Source organism: Pseudomonas sp. GM18 (assembly GCF_000282195.1).
GTDB lineage: Bacteria > Pseudomonadota > Gammaproteobacteria > Pseudomonadales > Pseudomonadaceae > Aquipseudomonas.
In genome coordinates this window covers 15,540-35,110 of record NZ_AKJT01000070.1, presented here as the reverse complement: position 1 = coordinate 35,110, position 19,571 = coordinate 15,540, and the positions used below count along the sequence as shown (strand labels likewise).

General features: G+C 59.8%; 18 protein-coding genes and 1 pseudogene. 15 read left to right on the top strand and 4 right to left on the bottom strand.

Going from position 1 to position 19,571, the window contains the following annotated elements; genetic code table 11:
* Positions 1-105 precede the first annotated feature (105 nt).
* A complete protein-coding gene (locus PMI21_RS10410) occupies positions 106-1,260 on the top strand; it encodes a hypothetical protein (RefSeq protein WP_007939606.1) in 1,155 nt (384 codons plus the stop codon).
* The gene (locus tag PMI21_RS10415) at positions 1,254-2,015 is read left to right on the top strand and encodes a hypothetical protein (RefSeq protein ID WP_007939605.1); all 762 of its coding nucleotides are present in this window, start codon (positions 1,254-1,256) and stop codon (positions 2,013-2,015) included. Before PMI21_RS10410 ends, PMI21_RS10415 begins: the two co-directional genes overlap by 7 nt.
* Before the next feature lie 116 nt (positions 2,016-2,131).
* Here the strand turns inward: PMI21_RS10415 and PMI21_RS10420 are convergent, their stop codons facing one another.
* From PMI21_RS10420 to rsgA, 3 genes and pseudogenes are all read right to left on the bottom strand, one after another.
* Positions 2,132-2,617 carry a toll/interleukin-1 receptor domain-containing protein gene (locus tag PMI21_RS10420; RefSeq protein WP_007939604.1) on the bottom strand — a complete coding sequence of 162 codons (486 nt, stop codon included), beginning with the start codon at positions 2,615-2,617 and terminating at the stop codon, positions 2,132-2,134.
* Positions 2,618-2,661: 44 nt separating this feature from the next.
* Positions 2,662-2,748, bottom strand: a pseudogene (locus PMI21_RS29045) (TIR domain-containing protein); the annotation flags it as partial.
* A 225-nt stretch (positions 2,749-2,973) separates the two neighbouring features.
* Positions 2,974-4,005 (bottom strand): small ribosomal subunit biogenesis GTPase RsgA, encoded by a 1,032-nt coding sequence (rsgA, locus tag PMI21_RS10425; protein ID WP_007939602.1) that lies wholly within the window; start codon positions 4,003-4,005, stop codon positions 2,974-2,976.
* A 108-nt stretch (positions 4,006-4,113) separates the two neighbouring features.
* Here rsgA and orn point away from each other — a divergent pair, with 108 nt between their 5' ends.
* Complete coding sequence (orn, locus tag PMI21_RS10430) at positions 4,114-4,656, top strand: oligoribonuclease (protein ID WP_007939601.1); 543 nt, start codon at positions 4,114-4,116, stop codon at positions 4,654-4,656.
* Between the two features lie 117 nt (positions 4,657-4,773).
* Positions 4,774-5,385, top strand: coding sequence for a trimeric intracellular cation channel family protein (locus PMI21_RS10435; protein WP_007939599.1), 612 nt, complete (start codon positions 4,774-4,776; stop codon positions 5,383-5,385).
* Positions 5,386-5,498: 113 nt separating this feature from the next.
* On the opposite strand, the gene queG is transcribed toward PMI21_RS10435, so the two are convergent.
* Positions 5,499-6,563 (bottom strand): tRNA epoxyqueuosine(34) reductase QueG, encoded by a 1,065-nt coding sequence (gene queG, locus PMI21_RS10440; protein WP_007939597.1) that lies wholly within the window; start codon positions 6,561-6,563, stop codon positions 5,499-5,501.
* Positions 6,564-6,626: 63 nt separating this feature from the next.
* On the opposite strand from queG, the gene PMI21_RS10445 reads away from it, so the two are divergent.
* The 11 genes from PMI21_RS10445 to PMI21_RS10495 all read left to right on the top strand — a co-directional run bounded on the left by PMI21_RS10445 (position 6,627) and on the right by PMI21_RS10495 (position 19,555).
* On the top strand, positions 6,627-8,126 hold the full coding sequence (locus PMI21_RS10445; RefSeq protein WP_007939596.1) for a bifunctional ADP-dependent NAD(P)H-hydrate dehydratase/NAD(P)H-hydrate epimerase: 1,500 nt from the start codon (positions 6,627-6,629) through the stop codon (positions 8,124-8,126).
* Entirely contained in the window at positions 8,114-8,584 is a 471-nt protein-coding gene (tsaE, locus tag PMI21_RS10450) for a tRNA (adenosine(37)-N6)-threonylcarbamoyltransferase complex ATPase subunit type 1 TsaE (protein ID WP_007939595.1), read from the top strand. The genes PMI21_RS10445 and tsaE overlap by 13 nt, the downstream gene beginning before the upstream one ends.
* Complete coding sequence (locus tag PMI21_RS10455) at positions 8,585-10,018, top strand: N-acetylmuramoyl-L-alanine amidase (protein WP_007939594.1); 1,434 nt, start codon at positions 8,585-8,587, stop codon at positions 10,016-10,018. It begins immediately after the preceding gene.
* Positions 10,015-11,925: a DNA mismatch repair endonuclease MutL gene (mutL, locus tag PMI21_RS10460; RefSeq protein ID WP_007939593.1), complete on the top strand. Its 1,911-nt coding sequence runs from the start codon at positions 10,015-10,017 to the stop codon at positions 11,923-11,925. Before PMI21_RS10455 ends, mutL begins: the two co-directional genes overlap by 4 nt.
* Positions 11,925-12,896: a tRNA (adenosine(37)-N6)-dimethylallyltransferase MiaA gene (miaA, locus tag PMI21_RS10465; protein ID WP_007939592.1), complete on the top strand. Its 972-nt coding sequence runs from the start codon at positions 11,925-11,927 to the stop codon at positions 12,894-12,896. The genes mutL and miaA overlap by 1 nt, the downstream gene beginning before the upstream one ends.
* A 94-nt stretch (positions 12,897-12,990) precedes the next feature.
* Positions 12,991-13,251, top strand: a complete 261-nt coding sequence (hfq, locus tag PMI21_RS10470) for an RNA chaperone Hfq (RefSeq protein WP_007902656.1) — start codon at positions 12,991-12,993, stop codon at positions 13,249-13,251.
* 12 nt (positions 13,252-13,263) lie between these two features.
* On the top strand, positions 13,264-14,565 hold the full coding sequence (gene hflX / locus PMI21_RS10475; protein WP_007939591.1) for a ribosome rescue GTPase HflX: 1,302 nt from the start codon (positions 13,264-13,266) through the stop codon (positions 14,563-14,565).
* A 96-nt stretch (positions 14,566-14,661) separates the two neighbouring features.
* On the top strand, positions 14,662-15,834 hold the full coding sequence (gene hflK, locus PMI21_RS10480) for an FtsH protease activity modulator HflK (RefSeq protein ID WP_007939590.1): 1,173 nt from the start codon (positions 14,662-14,664) through the stop codon (positions 15,832-15,834).
* Entirely contained in the window at positions 15,834-16,703 is an 870-nt protein-coding gene (gene hflC / locus PMI21_RS10485; protein WP_007939589.1) for a protease modulator HflC, read from the top strand. Before hflK ends, hflC begins: the two co-directional genes overlap by 1 nt.
* Before the next feature lie 317 nt (positions 16,704-17,020).
* Complete coding sequence (locus tag PMI21_RS10490; protein WP_007939588.1) at positions 17,021-18,208, top strand: ATP phosphoribosyltransferase regulatory subunit; 1,188 nt, start codon at positions 17,021-17,023, stop codon at positions 18,206-18,208.
* Positions 18,209-18,262: 54 nt separating this feature from the next.
* A complete protein-coding gene (locus tag PMI21_RS10495) occupies positions 18,263-19,555 on the top strand; it encodes an adenylosuccinate synthase (RefSeq protein WP_007939587.1) in 1,293 nt (430 codons plus the stop codon).
* The last annotated feature ends 16 nt before the right edge of the window (positions 19,556-19,571 follow it).

Genomic DNA, 19,571 nt, shown 5'->3' with positions numbered 1-19,571 from the left:
GCTTCGCAGAGACTCTGCATCAGAACTCACGGAAGAATATCAGGAATTTTGCACGCTATCAGAGCCTCTGATATCGTGATGAAATCGTGATACGGAAGAATGACCATGGTTGACTTTACCAGCTACGACCACGACCTCCATGAGAGGCGCGACCTGATCGAGCTCAAGGTCTATGTAGAGAGCGTGCTAGGCCTAAAGCTACGCTTCAAACCGTGGGAACACGTCAAAATCCTTCCGTATGCGCTGCGTGACCGATACGAATTTTTCGTCACGGAAATCTTAGGGGTCAGGTGTCTCATCCTCAAGGAGCGTCCACAACGGGAAGCTAGTGTTGCGGATGTAGCCAAGCATATGCAGGCAATCAACAAGCTGCTGGCGAAGAAGATGCCTGAAACCAGCGACCTCATGGTTTTCGTCACAGACACGCTCCCGAGCTATGACAGAAAACGACTGGTCGAGAAAGGCGTCCAATTCATCGTGCCGGGAAACCAGCTTTATCTTCCCGCGTTTGGAATGGATTTGCGCGAGTACTACAGGCAGCGGCTGGAAAAACCTCAGGTACTGAGTCCCGCCACTCAATCCATGCTTATTCAATTCTTGATCAAAGGATGGCAGTCCCGGCTACTGACCACTCGTTCTACTTTCGAGAAATCCTTTACCTACGCGAAAATGACCGTCACCAGAGCCATCAAAGAGCTGACCGACCTGGACATCGTTCAGCCTGGAAAGGAAATGGGTGAAGCCGCGATCTTTTTTCACTTGTCTCCTAAAGAGACTTGGGAAATGGCGAAAGACTACATGCGTACGCCGGTCAAAAAAACGCTTTGGTTAAATGCAATCCCTGAGGCGTTTGACACCCCAATGCTGTTGGCGGGGGAGGCGGCCCTGGCAGAGATGAGCCTTCTCGCCAGTCCAAAAGTACCTGGCTTCGCAATGACGACTGCGCAGTTCGAGCACATTCGAGAGCTCGCTCAGTCTGAACACCGCCAAAAAGTGAATACGGCATATGGGGTAGAGATCGGCTTTTGGGGCTCAACCTCAAAGACGGCCATATCGAAATTCGAGACCACGTTTCCCTATTTTGAGGTGCCGCAAAGCCATGCAGCGTGCTGCATCCAGTTTTGGAGCTATGACCCACTGCGCAACAACATGGCTACTGGAACTGTAGACCCATTTTCTCTCTATCTAAGTCTCAAGGATGACCATGATGACCGCGTGCAAATGTGTTTGGATGAAATGATGGAGAACGTGAAATGGTAGTGGGTATCGAACGGTTTCGAGAGTATTTCAAAGACTATCAGGGCAGCTATGTTCTGATTGGCGGAGTGGCAGCATCCATTAGCATGGAGCTTCTGGATGAGCCATTTCGACCCACCAAGGATCTGGATGTCGTACTGGTCGTTGAGGCTCTCAATCGTGAGTTCGTAGGTCAGTTCTGGAAGTTCATCAAGGACGGCGGGTATACCATTCGCCAAAATGGCGACAGTGAAGGGGGCTCCCCGGTTTTCTATCGCTTCCAGAATCCTGAGGACAAATCCTTTCCAGTTCAGATCGAGCTTTTTTCTCGTCTCCCAGATGGCCTGAAGCACGAAGAAGCGGCCCGAATGACCAAAGTCCCGGTAGAGGAGCAAGCCGCAAGCCTTTCTGCGATCATCCTTGATGATGAGTATTACAACTTTCTCCTGGCTGGCGTCGACCACACCCAGGAAGTCAGTCACATCGGGGCTGACAGGCTCGTTCCGCTCAAAGCCCATGCTTGGCTTAACAAGAAGGCGCAGATCGAGAGCGGCGTGCAAGTGGACAGTCGCGATATCAAGAAGCACTTCAAAGATGTGATCTCACTTTCTGTCCTTCTTACAGAAGGAATGACCGAGCTTTCAGAACGAATAGCTCTCGATTTGACGTCATTTCTCAGCCAAGTGCCCGCTGAGCTTGCGTCAAACCCTCAAGGTTACAAAGGGGTGGATGGCGACCGCTTGATCAAGACCATTCAAGAAGCCTTCAGTCTCAATTAATTCATTTTTCACGCACGGTATCGCAAGCGCTGTGGGGCAGCTTCCAGCCCAGCCCAGTGCATGCAAGGCATGCTGAAGACCAGAAAGCCGCGATCATCGCGGCTTTTTTGCGCCTCTCAGAAACCCCGTCGGATGCGAATCTTGAGCTGGTCATGGAACAGCTCGGCATTGCGTCTGTAGGTGCCGTAAAGGGATTCACTGATCGAATCCAGTGTCATTGAGCGCTTGGTCGCCACTTCTTCACGGTAGGCATCAATGAAAAACTCCAGATCCTTGTTGGTGCTGAGCTTTGGCCATTTATCGAGGTACAGCGGCAACTCCGCCGGTTCGGTCTGGAATGAGCAAATCCGCCGGTTGCTGATGGTCGCTTCGCCGATTGCGAACGGCACCCACCACGAGAGCGCAGTCTTGTCAGAGACCACCGCCATCAGATGCGTGCACGCGGTGATGTTGCGGGTGATGACCCCGGTGATGTCATCGGTGGTCTGTGATTCCGGATCCAGCACGTCAAAGTAGGTCTTGATGTTGGCCTGTATCAGACGGCTGCTGATGGCGATCGCGTAGGGTCGATCCACGTGACGATAGCTGATGAATACGGGCATCAGAAATGTCCTTTGAGGGCGAGTTCGCGGTAATAGGCGCCGAGGGCCTGTGCGCCCAGCAGGCGGACCAGATTGTCGTGGGCGTCTGAATAGTTCCACGAGTGGCTGATGAACAAATGATAGGTTTGCATGGCTGTCCCTCGGTATCGCTAATGTGCGAAGAGGGCTTGAATGTATGCAGTTGAATAGCTGGGACAAGGCCTTCACGGTTAAAGAGAAGTGGCCTTCAAACAGGCGTGCTGACGCCCTACAGAAATATCTGATGTTTAAGTCGACGGGGTGTTTTGTAGGTTGTTTTGTAGGTGGTTACGAGCGGCCAGCCGTCCCATTGATGTCGGGGCGGCTGGCGCGTCTGTTTAATAGCTGTTTTCAGGCAAGCTGGCGATGATCGACCGATAACTGTTCATCCGCTGCTGCTGCACGCGGCCATCTTCCAGAGCCTTGAGCAGGGCGCAACCCGGCTCGCGGTCGTGTTTGCAGTCGCGGAAGCGGCAGGTGCCGAGCAGGTCGTTGAACTCGATGAAACCGGCTTCGACGTCGGCGCGGCTGACGTGGCCCAGGCCGAATTCCCGAATGCCCGGGGAGTCGATCAACTCGCCGCCGCCGGGGAAGTGGAACAATCGCGCGGTGGTGGTGGTGTGGGTGCCCTGGCCCGACAGCTCGGACAGTGGGCCGACGCGGGTTTCGACTTCCGGCAGCAAGCTGTTGACCAGCGACGACTTGCCGACGCCGGACTGGCCGACGAACACGCTGATGCGCCCGTCCAACAGTTTTTGAAGTTGCTCCATGCCGTTGCCGTGGTGCGCCGACACTTCCAGCACCGGGTAACCCAGCGTGCGGTAAACCGCCAGCAAGGCATTCAGCGCCGGGGCGTTCTGCTCGTCGATCAGGTCGAATTTGTTCAGCAGCAGCAACGGCCGGATACCCGCGTGTTCGGCGGCGACCAGATAACGGTCGATCAGGTTGGCGTGAGGCTCGGGTAGCGGGGCGAAGACAATGACGATCATGTCGACGTTGGCCGCCACCGGCTTGAGCTGGCCACGGCTGTCCGGGCGGCAGAGCTCGGTGTTACGCGGCAGTTGCGCCACGATCACACCGATGCCCTGGTTGCCGGCACGCCACACGACCTGATCGCCGGTCACCAGCGCCGGCAGGTTGGCGCGCAAGTGGCAGCGGAATACCTGGCCGGCCAATTCGCCATCGAGGGCCTCGACTTCGACCTGCACACCGAAGTGCGCGATCACCAGGCCCGTCTGTTCCGGACCCAGGTCGCCACCTTCGAGTGCCTCGACAGCCGAGGACTCGCGTTTGGCGGCGCGGGCAGCGCGCTCGCCCTGAATCTTTTCGATGCGCCAGTTTTGACGACGATTGAGTTGGCGTTTGGCCATGGGTGTTCCGTATCGAGAATGCAGCGATTAGGTAAAACGGCCGCGAGTTTAGCACGCCCGGGCACCGGCCTAGGCTAAACTGCGAACCATTGCCTAGGAGCCGACACAATGCAAAACCCGCAGAATCTGATCTGGATCGACCTGGAAATGACCGGTCTGAACCCTGATACCGACGTCATCATCGAGATGGCCACTATCGTTACCGACAGTGATTTGAACACTTTGGCCGAAGGCCCGGTAATCGCCATCCATCACAGCGACGAGATCCTCGCCGGCATGGACGAGTGGAATACCCGTCAGCACGGCGGCTCCGGGCTGACCCAACGGGTTCGCGACAGCCGCATCAGCATGGCCGAAGCGGAAGCCGAGACCATCGCCTTCCTGGAGAAATGGGTGCCGAAGGGCAAGTCGCCGATCTGTGGCAACAGCATCTGCCAGGACCGTCGCTTCCTTTATACCCACATGAAGTCGCTGGAAAGCTATTTCCACTATCGCAACCTCGATGTGTCGACCCTCAAAGAGTTGGCCGCGCGCTGGGCGCCGGACGTACGCGACAGCTTCAAAAAGGGCAGCACCCACCTGGCCCTGGACGACATCCGCGAATCGATCGCCGAGCTGCAGCACTACCGCAAGAACTTCATCAAGTTCTGATTGGGCGGCGATCCGACTTGCTCGCGAAGAAGGCGACACGGTCTATCTGTGTGGTGCCCCCTTTTGGTGCCCTGACGATCTGAGTAGACTGCGCGCCTTCTCGTAAGGACCGCCACCATGTTGCTGATGCTCTACCTGATCGCCATTACTGCCGAGGCCATGACTGGCGCCCTGTCTGCGGGTCGTCGCGGCATGGACTGGTTTGGCGTGGTGCTGATTGCGTGTGTCACGGCGCTGGGCGGCGGTTCGGTGCGCGACGTGTTGCTCGGCCATTACCCGCTGACCTGGGTCAAACACCCGGAATACCTGGTGCTGACGTCGATCGCAGCAATGTTCACCGTCTTCGCGGCACGCTGGATGCGTCATCTGCGCTCGCTGTTTCTGGTGCTCGACGCCGTGGGCCTGGTGGCGTTCACCCTGATCGGCTGCATGACCGCTCTGGAAATGGGCCACGGCATGCTGGTGGCCTCGGTCAGCGGCGTAATCACCGGGGTGTTTGGCGGCATCCTGCGGGACATCTTCTGCAACGACATCCCGCTGATCTTCCGCCGCGAACTCTATGCCAGCGTCTCGTTTGCCGCGGCATGGTGCTATTTATTCTGTGTCTACCTGCAATTGCCGGGTGAGCAGGCGATCCTGATTACCCTGTTCGGCGGCTTCCTGCTGCGCTTGCTGGCGATCCGTTTCCACTGGGAAATGCCCAAGTTCGTTTATAACGACGAAGCCTGACCGATACACGGTCCCTGTAGCAGCTGCCGAAGGCTGCGTCCGGCTGCGAAGCAGTCGTAGATGTTCAGATCCGCCGCGAGTCCTGCGGCCTCGAACGCAGCCTTCGGCAGCTGCTACAGGAGGCCGTGTTGTTTCAGCGCCCATTCGACGTGTTCGCGCACCAGTTCCGACGGATAGTCCCGCCGGGCCTTCAGCGCTTCGAGCACCGGAATGCTCGACGGCGCATTGCCCAAGCCGACCGCCAGATTGCGCAACCAGCGCTCGTAACCGGCCCGACGCAACGGTGAACCTTCGGTGCTGCTGAGGAATTTTTCTTCGTCCCACATGAACAGTTCGGCCAGTTCGGCGTTGTCCAGGTTGTGCCGGGGTTTGAAGTCACTTTCCCCGGAAGGCCGGGCGAAGCGGTTCCACGGGCAGACGATCTGGCAGTCATCGCAACCGAACACCCGATTGCCGATCAGCGGTCGTAAATCTTCAGGGATCGCGCTTTTCAGTTCGATGGTCAGGTACGAAATACAGCGCCGGGCGTCCAGCACATAGGGGCCGACGAAGGCGTTGGTCGGGCAGATATCCAGGCAGGCCGTGCAGCGACCGCAGTGCTCGGTGGCATGGGGCGGGTCCACTGGCAGCGGCAGGTCGACGAATAGTTCGCTGAGGAAGAAGTAACTGCCGGCCTTGCGATTCAAGACCAGCGTGTTTTTGCCGATCCAGCCCAGGCCAGCCTGTTCGGCGATGGCCTTTTCCAGCACCGGGGCGCTGTCGACAAAGGCGCGGTAGCCGAACGGGCCGATCACTGCCTGGATTTTTTCTGCCAGTTGTTGCACGCGTTTACGAATTAATTTGTGGTAGTCGCGGCCCAAGGCATAACGCGAGACGTAGGCTTTTTCCGGTTGGGCCAGCCGTTGCGCCATGTGCGTGTCGCCCGGCAGGTAGTCCATGCGCAGGGAAACCACGCGCAGGGTGCCCGGCACCAGTTCTTCCGGGTGCGAGCGTTTGCTGCCGTGGGCGCCCATGTAGTCCATTTCGCCGTGGTAGCCGGCGGCGAGCCAGCGCTCCAGGTGCTGCTCATGCTCGGCCAGGTCGAGGCCGCTGATGCCGACTTGCTGAAAGCCCAGCTCGCGGCCCCAGTCCTTGATGGATTGGGCGAGGGCGGGCAGGTCTGTGGTAATAGCGGGCATGAGGCGAGAGAAACCGGAGCTGAGATGCGTATAATTCTGCCAGACATCGGAGCCTGAAGACGCATGCCGCACACTAAAGATGAATTACCCGACGCGCTGTATAGCACCGCGCAAGTCCGAGGGCTCGATGCGAGCCTGATCGCGGCCGGTACACCGGGCTTCGAATTGATGCAGCGTGCAGCGCGGGCGACCTGGCGTGCGCTGGTCCGCCATTGGCCGACCGGGCACGAATTGAGCGTGGTGGCCGGCCACGGCAATAACGCGGGCGACGGTTACCTGGTGGCCGTGCTGGCCCGACGTGCCGGCTGGCATGTGCGGGTGCTGGCCGCCGGCGACCCTGGGCGTTTGCAGGGTGATGCCGCGTCGGCGCATGCCGAGGCGGTGGCCGAAGGCGTGGCCATTCAAGGCTGGAGCCCGCACTCCGAATTACGCGGTATTGTGCTGGATGCCTTGCTCGGCACCGGCCTGACCGGTGAAGTGCGCGAGCCGTACGCCAGCGTCATCGCCGCGATCAACGCCAGTGGGCTACCGGTTGCGGCGGTGGATATCCCCTCGGGGCTGTGCGCCGATACGGGGCGCCAGCTCGGCACTGCGGTTCGAGCTGAGCTGACGGTGACGTTCATCGGTTTGAAACTGGGTCTGTTCACCGGTGACGCGGCGGATGTGGTGGGCGATTTGGTATTCAACGATCTGCACGTCGCCCCCGAGACATTTATTGGGGCCGAGATCAGTGCACGTCGTCTGAGCGCCGGTAATGTGCCGCGTCTGGCAGGTCGAATGCCAACCGCCCACAAAGGCAAATTCGGCCATGCACTGCTCATCGGCGGTGATCGCGGTTTTGGCGGTGCCATCCTGCTGAGCGCGCAAAGTGCCCTGCGCAGCGGTGCCGGCATGGTGTCCGTGGCTACGCGCAGCGAGCATGTTCCAGCCGCCCTGGCGCGTTTGCCGGAAGCGATGGTGCTCGGTACTTCGTCGGCCAATCAATTGATGGGGCTGCTTGAGAAGGCCACCGTGCTGGTCGTCGGCCCCGGGCTGGGGCAGGCCGCCTGGGGGCGCAGTCTGTTGTCGGCCGCGGCCAATGCGCCACGGCCGCAAGTCTGGGACGCCGATGCGTTGAACCTGTTGGCCGAAGGTGGCGTGAGCTTGCCCACGGGTAGTGTTATCACGCCGCATCCGGGCGAAGCAGCGCGATTGTTGGGGATCTCGACGGTCGACGTTCAGGCTGATCGTCCGGCCGCCGCTCATGCATTGAGCAAAAAATATACAGCGGTGGTGGTGCTCAAGGGCGCTGGCAGTCTGATCGCCAGTCCCGATGGGCGTCTGGCGCTGTGTCATCAGGGGCATCCGGCCATGGCATCGGCCGGCTTGGGCGATGTGCTGGCCGGTCTGGTCGGCGCCTTGCTCGCACAAAGCATGGACGCGTATGACGCGGCCTGCCTGGCAGTCTGGCTGCACGCCAATGCCGGCGAACAACAAGGTAAATTCGGCCGCGGGCTGGCGGCCAGTGATCTGATTCCAGCCATTCGTCAGTTGTTGGAGGAGCAAGCACCGTGTCTGAAGTAACCCTGTACCTGGCCGACGAGCAGGCCATGAGCGACTTTGGCGCACGTATCGCCAAAACCACCCAAGGGCACGGTCTGATTTTTCTTGAAGGGGATCTGGGCGCGGGGAAAACCACGCTGTCCCGGGGCATCATCCGTGGCCTGGGGCATACCGGCGCGGTAAAAAGTCCAACCTTTACCCTGGTCGAGCCTTACGAGATCGGCGCCGTCCGCGCCTTCCATTTCGACTTATATCGATTGGTCGACCCCGAGGAGCTGGAGTACCTCGGCATCCGCGACTATTTCGATGACGACGCATTATGTCTTATTGAATGGCCCCAGAAGGGTGCAGGCTTTTTGCCAAAGCCCGACCTGACCATTACCATTAGCCCGCATGACAGCGGACGTTCGCTGAAAATTTTGTCCCAGGGCTCGCGCGGCGAGGACTGGTGTGCCGTTTTGGCATTGGAATTCAATTAAATGATGGGGTTAGGTATGCGCTTTCGCGCGTTGGTTGCTGCCGTAGGATTGTTGTTTCTGGCGGTGACCGTCGACGCTGTGGCCGAGACGAAGGTCAACAGTGTTCGCCTGTGGCGGGCGCCGGACAACACGCGGCTGGTGTTCGACCTGACGGGGCCTGTGCAGCACAGCGTCTTTACCCTGACCGCACCCGATCGGCTGGTGATCGACATCAATGGCGCGACGCTCGGGTCGCCACTGAACGTCTCCACCGCCAACACACCGATCACGGCGATGCGCTCGGCTCAGCGTACGCCGACCGATTTGCGGGTGGTCATCGACCTGAAAAAAGCCGTCACGCCGAAAAGCTTTACCCTGGCGCCGAACGCCCAGTACGGCAATCGTCTGGTGGTCGACCTGTTCGATAACGCGGCCGACGCCGCGCCACCGCCTGCGCCGACGCCGTCCGTGGCTACGGTGCCCGCCGTGCCCGTCACGCCGCCATCCGAGCCTTCGATCAAACTGCCACCTGCACCAGCCGGCAAGCGCGACATCATTGTGGTGATCGACGCCGGCCACGGCGGCGAAGACCCGGGCGCCTCGGGCTCTCGCGGTCAGCGTGAAAAAGACGTGGTGCTGGCCATCGCCCGTGAGCTGCAGCGTCAGGTCAATGGCATGAAAGGTTTCCGTGCTGAGCTGACCCGTACCGGCGACTACTTCATTCCGTTGCGCGGCCGTACCGAAATCGCTCGCAAGAAAGGCGCCGATCTATTCGTTTCGATCCACGCCGACGCCGCGCCTTCAGCCGCTGCGTTCGGTGCGTCGGTGTTTGCCCTGTCTGACCGCGGCGCTACGTCGGAGACCGCCCGTTGGCTGGCCGACAGCGAAAACCGTTCCGACTTGATCGGCGGTGCCGGCAACGTCAGCCTCGACGACAAGGACCGCATGTTGGCCGGCGTGCTGCTCGACCTGTCGATGACCGCTTCCCTAACTTCCAGCCTGAACGTTGGCCAGAAAGTCTTGAGCAACATCGGTCGTGTCACGCCGCTGCACAAACAACGTGTTGAGCAAGCCGGGTTCATGGTGCTGAAGTCGCCGGACATCCCATCGATCCTGGTGGAAACCGGCTTCATCTCCAACGCCAACGAAGCCTCGAAACTCGCGGCATCGAGCCACCAGCAGGCGCTGGCGCGCTCCATCAGCAGCGGCGTGCGGCAGTTCTTCCAGCAGAACCCGCCGCCGGGCACCTACATTGCCTGGCTGCGCGATTCCGGCAAGATCGCCCAAGGCCCGCGTGACCATCGCGTGAGTCCCGGTGAAACCCTGGCGATGATCGCCGTGCGTTATCAGGTGTCTGCGGCCACCTTGCGCAGTGCCAACAACTTGCAAAGTGACGAGCTGAAGATTGGTCAGACGTTGACCATTCCCGGCACTGAACTGGCGGCCAAAGAATGAATCAGGTGCTGACCAATACGGCGCGTATCGAGCTACTCAGCCCGCGGCTGGCGAACCAGATTGCCGCCGGTGAAGTGGTTGAGCGCCCGGCCTCGGTAATCAAGGAGTTGTTGGAAAACAGCCTCGACTCCGGCGCCAGGCGCATCGATGTCGATGTGGAGCAGGGCGGCGTCAAGCTGCTGCGGGTGCGTGACGACGGCAGCGGCATTTCTGCCGATGACCTGCCTTTGGCCCTGGCCCGTCACGCCACCAGCAAGATTCGCAACCTGGAAGACCTCGAACAGGTCATGAGCCTGGGGTTTCGTGGTGAGGCGCTGGCATCCATCAGTTCTGTGGCGCGGCTGACCCTGACTTCCCGCACTCGCGATGCCGATCAGGCCTGGCAAGTGGAAACCGAAGGTCGGGACATGGCGCCTCGGGTGCAACCGGCGGCCCATCCGGTGGGCACTTCGGTGGAAGTGCGTGATTTGTTCTTCAATACCCCGGCGCGGCGCAAGTTTCTCAAGACCGAAAAAACCGAATTCGATCACCTGCAAGAAGTGATCAAGCGTCTGGCGTTGGCGCGCTTCGATGTGGCGTTCCATCTGCGCCATAACGGCAAAACCATCCTCAGCCTGCACGAAGCCCATGATGACGCGGCCCGCGCCCGGCGTGTGGCGGCGATCTGCGGGGCGGGTTTTCTGGAGCAGGCGCTGCCGATCGAAATCGAGCGCAATGGCCTGCACTTGTGGGGCTGGGTCGGGTTGCCGACCTTCAACCGCAGCCAGGCGGACTTGCAGTATTTCTTTGTGAATGGCCGTGCCGTGCGCGACAAGCTGGTGGCGCATGCGGTGCGTCAGGCTTATCGCGACGTGCTGTTCAACGGTCGGCACCCGACGTTCGTGCTGTTTTTCGAAGTCGATCCGGCGGGCGTCGACGTCAACGTGCACCCGACCAAGCACGAAGTGCGCTTCCGTGACGGGCGCATGGTTCACGACTTCCTTTACGGCACCTTGCACCGCGCCTTGGGCGATGTGCGGCCGGAAGACCAGTTGGCCGCGCCTGTCGCGACGGCCATGGTCCGGCCGACCGGTATCGAAGCCGGCGAGTTCGGCCCTCAAGGCGAGATGCGTCTGGCGGCCAACGCGTTGCTGGAACAGCCTCAGGCCCAGCCGTCCTTCAATACTTCGGCGGGCTCTGGCGCCGGTGCCGGTTATCAGTATCAATACACGCCGCGGCCTCAGTCCGGCGTGCCCGTCGCCGAGGCCCAGGCGGCCTATCGCGAGTTTTTCGCGCCGTTGCCCGAGGCCAATGCGGTCGCGCTGCCGGCCGGGCAGGACGACATCCCGCCGTTGGGCTATGCATTGGCGCAGCTCAAGGGCATCTACATTCTTTCGGAAAACGCCCAAGGCCTGGTGCTGGTAGACATGCACGCCGCCCATGAGCGGATCATGTACGAACGCCTGAAAGTCGCCATGGCCAGCGAAGGCCTGAGCGGTCAGCCGTTGCTGGTGCCGGAATCCCTGGCGGTCAGCCAGCGCGAAGCCGATTGCGCCGAAGAAAACGTCGCCTGGTTCCAGCGGTTGGGTTTTGAATTGCAGCGCCTTGGCCCGGAAACCCTGGCCATCCGGCAAATCCCCGCGTTGCTGAAACAGGCCGAGGCCAACCGACTGGTTAGCGATGTGCTGGCGGATTTGATGGAATACGGCACCAGCGACCGGATTCAGGCGCACCTGAATGAACTGCTCGGCACCATGGCCTGCCACGGCGCGATTCGCGCGAATCGGCGCCTGGCCTTGCCGGAAATGAACGGCCTGCTGCGGGACATGGAAAACACCGAACGCAGCGGTCAATGCAACCATGGCCGACCGACCTGGACCCAACTGGGCCTGGACGATCTGGACAAACTGTTCTTGCGCGGTCGTTGATGAGCCAGTTCCCTCCCGCGATTTTCCTGATGGGGCCGACGGCCGCCGGCAAGACCGACCTGGCCATCGAACTCACCAAAGTCCTGCCTTGCGAGCTGATCAGTGTCGATTCGGCGCTGGTTTATCGCGGCATGGACATCGGCACCGCCAAACCCTCCAAAGAGATCCTGGCCGAATTCCCGCACCGGCTGATCGATATTCTCGACCCGGCCGAGAGTTATTCCGCCGCGGATTTCCGTCGCGATGCGTTGCAAGCCATGGGCGAGATCACCGCGCGGGGCAATATTCCGCTGCTGGTGGGCGGCACAATGCTCTATTACAAGGCTTTGCTCGAAGGTCTGGCGGACATGCCGGCGGCCGATGCGGACGTTCGCGCACAAATTGAAGAAGAGGCTGCACGCCTTGGCTGGCAAGCCCTGCACGATCAATTGGCGGTGATTGATCCGCAATCCGCGGCGCGTATTCACCCGAACGATCCGCAGCGCCTCAGTCGCGCGCTGGAAGTTTATCGCGTCAGTGGTCAGAGCATGACCGAGCTACGCTTGCGACAATCTGCGCAAAGTACTGAAGCAGCCGCTTCGGGACTGCAACAATTGCCCTATACTGTCGCGAACTTGGTCATCGCTCCGGCAAATCGCCAGGTACTGCACGAGCGTATTAAACAAAGATTCACAAATATGTTGGAACAGGGATTCATAGACGAGGTCGTAGCCCTGCGAGATAGAGGTGACCTGCATTCCGGGATGCCGTCTATACGTGCTGTAGGCTATCGACAAGTCTGGGATTACCTGGATGGCAAGCTGACGCAAGCCGAGATGCAGGAGCGTGGAATCATTGCCACGCGCCAATTGGCGAAGCGCCAGTTCACCTGGCTGCGCAGTTGGGCTGATTTACACTGGTTGGACAGCCTCGATTGCGACAATCTGCCGCGCGCCTTGAAATACCTCGGGACCATCTCCATATTGAGCTGAGTCCTTGCAATTGCCGTCTATCCTTGGGGGTGTGACGGCCCAAGCCATCTGTTTACCTATTTTTTTATATTGAATCCTTAAAGGAGTGCGGCACATGTCAAAAGGGCATTCGCTACAAGACCCTTACTTGAATACTTTACGTAAAGAGAAAGTGGGGGTTTCCATCTACCTGGTCAACGGGATCAAACTGCAAGGCACGATCGAGTCTTTCGACCAATTCGTTATCCTGCTGAAAAACACCGTCAGCCAGATGGTTTACAAACACGCTATCTCTACAGTGGTGCCGGTTCGTCCAATTCGTCTGCCTAGCGCAACCGAATCCGAAGCAGGCGACGCTGAGCCAGGTAACGCCTGATAGGAGTCTCCTTTGTTCTTTGAGCGCCACGGTGGTGGTGAGCGGGCAATTCTCGTTCACTTGGATGGTCAGGACCCTGAGGCGCGCGAAGATCCGCAGGAGTTTCAGGAGTTGGCAATTTCGGCTGGTGCCGAGACCGTCGCGTTTTTTAACGTGCCGCGTCATCGGCCAACCGCCAAAACCCTGATCAGCAGCGGCAAGGTCGAAGAGTTACGCGACCTGGTCAAAGCCGAACAGGTCGATCTGGTGATTTTCAATCACATCCTCACGCCCAGTCAGGAACGTAACCTCGAACGTATTTTCGAGTGTCGCGTGATCGATCGCACGGGTCTGATTCTCGATATCTTCGCCCAACGCGCCCGCACCCATGAAGGCAAGCTCCAGGTCGAACTGGCCCAGCTTGAGTACATGAGTACGCGACTGGTTCGCGGCTGGACTCACCTTGAGCGGCAGAAGGGCGGTATCGGTCTGCGCGGGCCGGGTGAAACCCAGCTGGAAACCGACCGGCGCCTGTTGCGGATTCGTCTGCGTCAGATCAAGGGGCGCCTGGAAAAGGTCCGCAGCCAGCGCGAGCAGTCTCGTCGCGGGCGCAAACGCGCTGACATCCCGACGGTTTCACTGGTGGGTTATACCAACGCCGGCAAATCGACGCTGTTCAACTCGGTCACCGATTCCGACGTCTTTGCCGCCAACCAGCTATTCGCGACCCTTGACCCGACCTTGCGCCGACTCGAGCTCGAGGACCTCGGGCCGATCGTGCTGGCCGACACCGTGGGCTTCATTCGTCACCTGCCGCACAAACTGGTCGAGGCATTTCGAGCTACGCTCGAAGAGTCGAGCAACTCCGACCTGCTGCTGCACGTGATCGATGCGCACGAGCCTGATCGTATGGCCCAGATCGAACAGGTCATGGTGGTGCTCGGGGAGATCGGGGCACAAGACTTGCCGATCCTTGAGGTATACAACAAACTCGATTTGCTCGAGGGGGTTGAGCCGCAGATCCAGCGCGATGCCGATGGCAAGCCGCAGCGGGTCTGGTTGTCGGCCAAGGACGGTACCGGCCTGGACTTGCTCAAGCAGGCAGTGGCGGAACTGTTGGGCAGCGATTTGTTTGTTGGCACCTTGCGCTTGCCGCAACGTTTTGCTCGACTGCGTGCGCAGTTTTTCGAACTCGGTGCAGTGCAAAAAGAAGAACACGACGAAGAAGGCATCAGCCTGCTGGCCGTTCGCTTGCCACGGATCGAATTGAATCGACTCGTGAGCCGCGAAGGTCTGCAACCGATGGAATTCATCGAGCAACACACTTTGCAATAAAAGCCTGAGAAAGCGGTTGTGCCGCGGTGACAGGCATTCTGTAGCATTGGTCGGCGCGCCGTGGGTGCGTCTTTGCTTTATCAGATGGAGAGCGCTATGGCTTGGAATGAGCCGGGTGGCAACTCGAATAATCAGGATCCTTGGGGTGGCAAGCGCCGCAATAACGGCGACCGCAAGGGACCACCGGATCTCGACGAGGCCTTCCGAAAGCTGCAGGAAAGCCTGAACGGGTTGTTCGGTGGTGGCAAGAAACGCGGTGACGAGGGCGGTGGTCCGGGCAAGAGTGGCGGCTTTGGCGGCCTGCTCGGCATCGGTCTGACCGTGCTGGCAGCCGTGTGGCTGTACAGCGCTGTCTACGTGGTCGACGAGCAGGAGCAGGCCGTGGTGCTGCGCTTCGGCAAATACTATGAAACCGTCGGCCCGGGCCTGAACATCTATTTCCCGCCGATCGATCGCAAGTACCTGGAAAACGTCACGCGTGAGCGTGCCTATACCAAGCAGGGTCAAATGCTGACTGAAGACGAAAACATCGTCGAAGTGCCGCTGACCGTGCAGTACAAGATCAGCAACCTGCAGGACTTCGTGCTGAACGTCGATCAGCCGGAAACCAGCCTGCAGCATGCGACCGACAGTGCCTTGCGCCACGTGGTGGGTTCTACCGCCATGGACCAGGTGCTGACCGAAGGTCGTGAATTGATGGCCAGCGAAATCAAGGAACGTCTGCAACGTTTCCTCGATACCTATCGCACCGGCATCACCGTCACTCAGGTCAACGTACAGAGCGCAGCTGCACCGCGTGAAGTCCAGGAAGCCTTCGATGACGTGATCCGCGCCCGTGAAGACGAGCAGCGTTCGCGCAACCAGGCTGAAACCTATGCCAACGGCGTCGTGCCGGAAGCCCGTGGTCAGGCCCAGCGTATCCTCGAGGATGCCAACGGTTACCGCGACGAGACCGTCTCCCGCGCCAAGGGTGAGGCCGACCGCTTCACCAAGCTGGTGGCCGAATACCGCAAGGCGCCTGAAGTTACCCGTCAGCGTCTGTACCTGGACACCATGCAGGAAATCTTCAGCAACACCAGCAAGGTTCTCGTGACCGGCAACAAGGAAGGCCAGAACAATCTTCTGTACTTGCCGCTGGACAAGATGATCGACAGTGGTCGCAGCTCCGGTGCCTCAGTGACCGGCGCGGCAGCCAGCAGCAATGAAGTGAATGTGCGTGCGGCAGCTGATCTGCAGCAACAGCAGGCACGTACCAGGGAGAGTCGCTGATGAGCAATAAATCGCTGATCGCCCTTATTGTCGGCGTCGTCGTGGCGATCGTTGCCTGGAACTGCTTCTACATCGTGGCTCAGACCGAGCGCGCGGTGTTGCTGCAGTTCGGTCGCGTGGTCCAGGCCGATGTTCAGCCGGGCCTGCATGTGAAAGTGCCTTACGTTAACAAGGTGCGCATATTCGATGCGCGCCTGATGACGCTGGATGCACCGACACAGCGTTTCCTGACGCTGGAAAAGAAAGCCGTGATGGTCGATGCCTACGCCAAGTGGCGCGTGAAAGATGCCGAGCGCTTCTACACCGCGACTTCCGGCCTCAAGCAGATTGCCGACGAGCGTCTTTCCCGTCGTCTGGAATCGGGCCTGCGTGACCAGTTCGGTAAACGCACCCTGCACGAAGTGGTGTCCGGTGAGCGTGATGCGCTGATGGCAGACATCACCGCTTCGCTGAACAAGATGGCAGAAAAAGAGCTGGGCATTGAAGTCGTCGATGTGCGGGTCAAAGCCATCGACCTGCCGAAGGAAGTGAACCGCAGCGTGTTCGAACGTATGAGCACCGAGCGTGAGCGTGAAGCCCGCGAGCACCGCGCCAAGGGTAACGAGCTGGCCGAAGGCATCCGTGCCGACGCCGACCGTCAACGCCGCGTGCTGCTGGCTGAAGCTTATCGTGAATCCGAAGAGGTTCGCGGTGACGGTGACGCCCAGGCTGCTGCGATCTACTCCAAGGCATACGGCCAGGATCAGGAGTTCTACGCGTTCTACCGTAGCCTGCGTGCCTACCGTGAAAGCTTCGCGAACAAATCCGACGTCATGGTCCTGGACCCGAGCAGTGACTTCTTCCGTTACCTGGAAAAAGCCAAGCCTTGATACGACGTTGACCTGAATCATCCCCCGCCTGGCGGCTAAAGCCTCGGGCGGGGTGATCCTTTGGGAAAACGTGTGTATGATGCGGCAGCCGGGAAATTCCCGGCTTTTTTGCGTCTGCACGTTTGATTGCTGTTTTTATGCAGGTGCCCGAGTTGAATGACTCGACAGGTTTTTCGAGGAAAGTGGTTGGCGAAGCCGGTTTCAGGCTTTTCGCCACGTTGTTCATGCGCGGGGTTTATGCACATGAGCCGATCATTTTCTGCTTCACTCAAGGCTCGCCCAAAGGCTTGCTGCCCGGATCATAGGGGAATGGCGTAATGGCAACGGTAGACCGCTGGCTGCTGCCAGATGGCATCGAAGAAGTACTGCCACCGGAGGCTGCGCGCATTGAAGTTGCGCGTCGCCAGGTGTTGGATCTGTTCCAGAGCTGGGGTTACGAGTTTGTCGTGACTCCCCATATCGAGTACCTGGAATCCCTGCTGACCGGCGCAGGCCAGGACCTCGATCTGCGCACCTTCAAGGTCATCGACCCGCAGTCGGGCCGGCAGATGGGTTTCCGTGCCGACATCACGCCGCAAGTGGCGCGCATCGATGCGCACACCCTGCGTCGCGAAGGCCCGAGCCGTCTGTGCTATGCCGGTAGCGTGCTGCATGCTCAGCCACGTGCGTTGTCGTCCTCGCGCAGCCCGATTCAACTGGGCGCCGAGTTGTACGGCGATGCCAGCCCGAGCAGCGACGTAGAAGTCATCAGCCTGATGCTGGCCATGCTGCAGCTGGCCGATGTGCCGGATGTGCACATGGACCTCGGGCATGTCGGCATCTACCGCGGCCTGGCCCGCGCCGCCGGTTTGTCCGGCGAAGTCGAACAACAGTTGTTCGATGCATTGCAACGTAAAGCCATCGACGAGGTCATTACCTTGACCGAAGGCCTGCCTGCCGATCTGTCTGGCATGCTGCGAGCGCTGGTCGACCTGTGTGGTGGTCGTGAAGTGTTGAGCGCTGCCCGCGAGCGTCTGGCCAATGCGCCGGCGCCTGTTCTGGCGGCCCTGGACGATTTGCTGGCGATTGCCGAGCGTCTGTCCACGCGTTTCCCGGAGTTACCGCTGTACTTCGACCTGGGCGAATTGCGCGGCTACCACTACCACACCGGTGTGGTGTTCGCCGTGTTCGTGCCAGGTGTTGGCCAGTCCATCGCTCAGGGCGGTCGTTACGACGACATCGGTGCCGACTTCGGTCGCGCCCGTCCGGCGACAGGCTTCTCCACCGATTTGAAAACCCTGGTGACCCTGGGGCGTGCTGAGATCGAGCTACCGTCTGGCGGTATCTGGATGCCTGACAGTACGGATGCAGCACTCTGGCAGCAGGTTTGCCAGTTGCGCAGTGAGGGTCAGCGTGTCGTTCAGGCATTGCCTGGGCAACCTTTGGCCGCCGCCCGTGAAGCGGACTGCGACCGGCAATTGATTCAGCAGAACGGGCTTTGGCAAGTATCGCCACTGGCTTCTTGAGTTTTCCTGCCGGCCGCCGCCGGCACCAAGTTTGCGCGAATGAGGACAAGTGTTATGGGTAAGAATGTCGTAGTCCTGGGCACCCAATGGGGTGATGAGGGCAAAGGCAAGATCGTTGATCTGCTGACCGAACATGCTGCCGCCGTAGTGCGCTACCAAGGTGGCCACAACGCTGGTCACACCCTGGTGATCGACGGCGAAAAAACCGTCTTGCACCTGATCCCGTCTGGCGTGCTGCGCGAAGGCGTGCAGTGCCTGATCGGTAACGGCGTGGTGGTTGCACCCGACGCCCTGCTGCGGGAAATCAACAAGCTGGAAGAGAAAGGCGTTCCGGTGCGTGAGCGCCTGCGTATCAGCCCGTCCTGCCCGCTGATCCTGTCCTACCACGTAGCGCTGGACCAGGCCCGTGAAAAGGCCCGTGGCGAGCTGAAGATCGGCACCACCGGTCGCGGCATCGGCCCGGCTTACGAAGACAAGGTTGCCCGTCGCGGTCTGCGCATCGGTGACCTGTTCCACCGTGAGCGTTTCGCCGCCAAGCTGGGCGAGTTGCTGGATTACCACAACTTCGTACTGGTCAATTACTACAAAGAGCCAGCGATCGACTTCCAGAAGACACTCGACGAGTGCATGGAATACGCCGAGCTGCTCAAGCCGATGATGCTCGACGTCACCGCGGAGCTGCACAACCTGCGTCGCGCTGGCAAGGACATCATGTTCGAAGGCGCCCAAGGCTCCCTGCTGGACATCGACCACGGCACCTACCCGTACGTCACCAGTTCCAACACTACCGCTGGCGGCATCGCCACCGGTTCGGGTGTTGGTCCGATGTTCCTGGATTACATCCTCGGCATCACCAAGGCCTACACCACGCGCGTCGGTTCCGGTCCGTTCCCGACTGAGCTGTTCGACGACGTCGGTGCGTTCCTGGCCAAGCGTGGTCACGAGTTCGGTGCCACCACCGGCCGTGCCCGTCGTTGCGGTTGGTTCGATGCCGTGATCCTGCGTCGCGCCATTGATGTGAACAGCATCTCGGGCCTGTGCCTGACCAAGCTGGACGTGTTGGACGGCCTCGAAACCATCAACATCTGCGTGGGCTACCAGAACCAGGATGGTGCAGTGATCGACGCACCGACCGACGCTGACAGCTACATTGGCCTGGAGCCGGTGTACGAGCAGATGCCGGGCTGGAGCGAATCGACCCTGGGTGCCAAGACCCTGGAAGAGCTGCCTCAAGCCGCGCGCAACTACATCAAGCGCATCGAAGAGTTGGTCGGCGCGCCGATCGACATTATTTCGACGGGCCCGGACCGCAACGAAACCATCGTTCTGCGTCACCCGTTCGCTTAATAAGTCGTTGATGTAA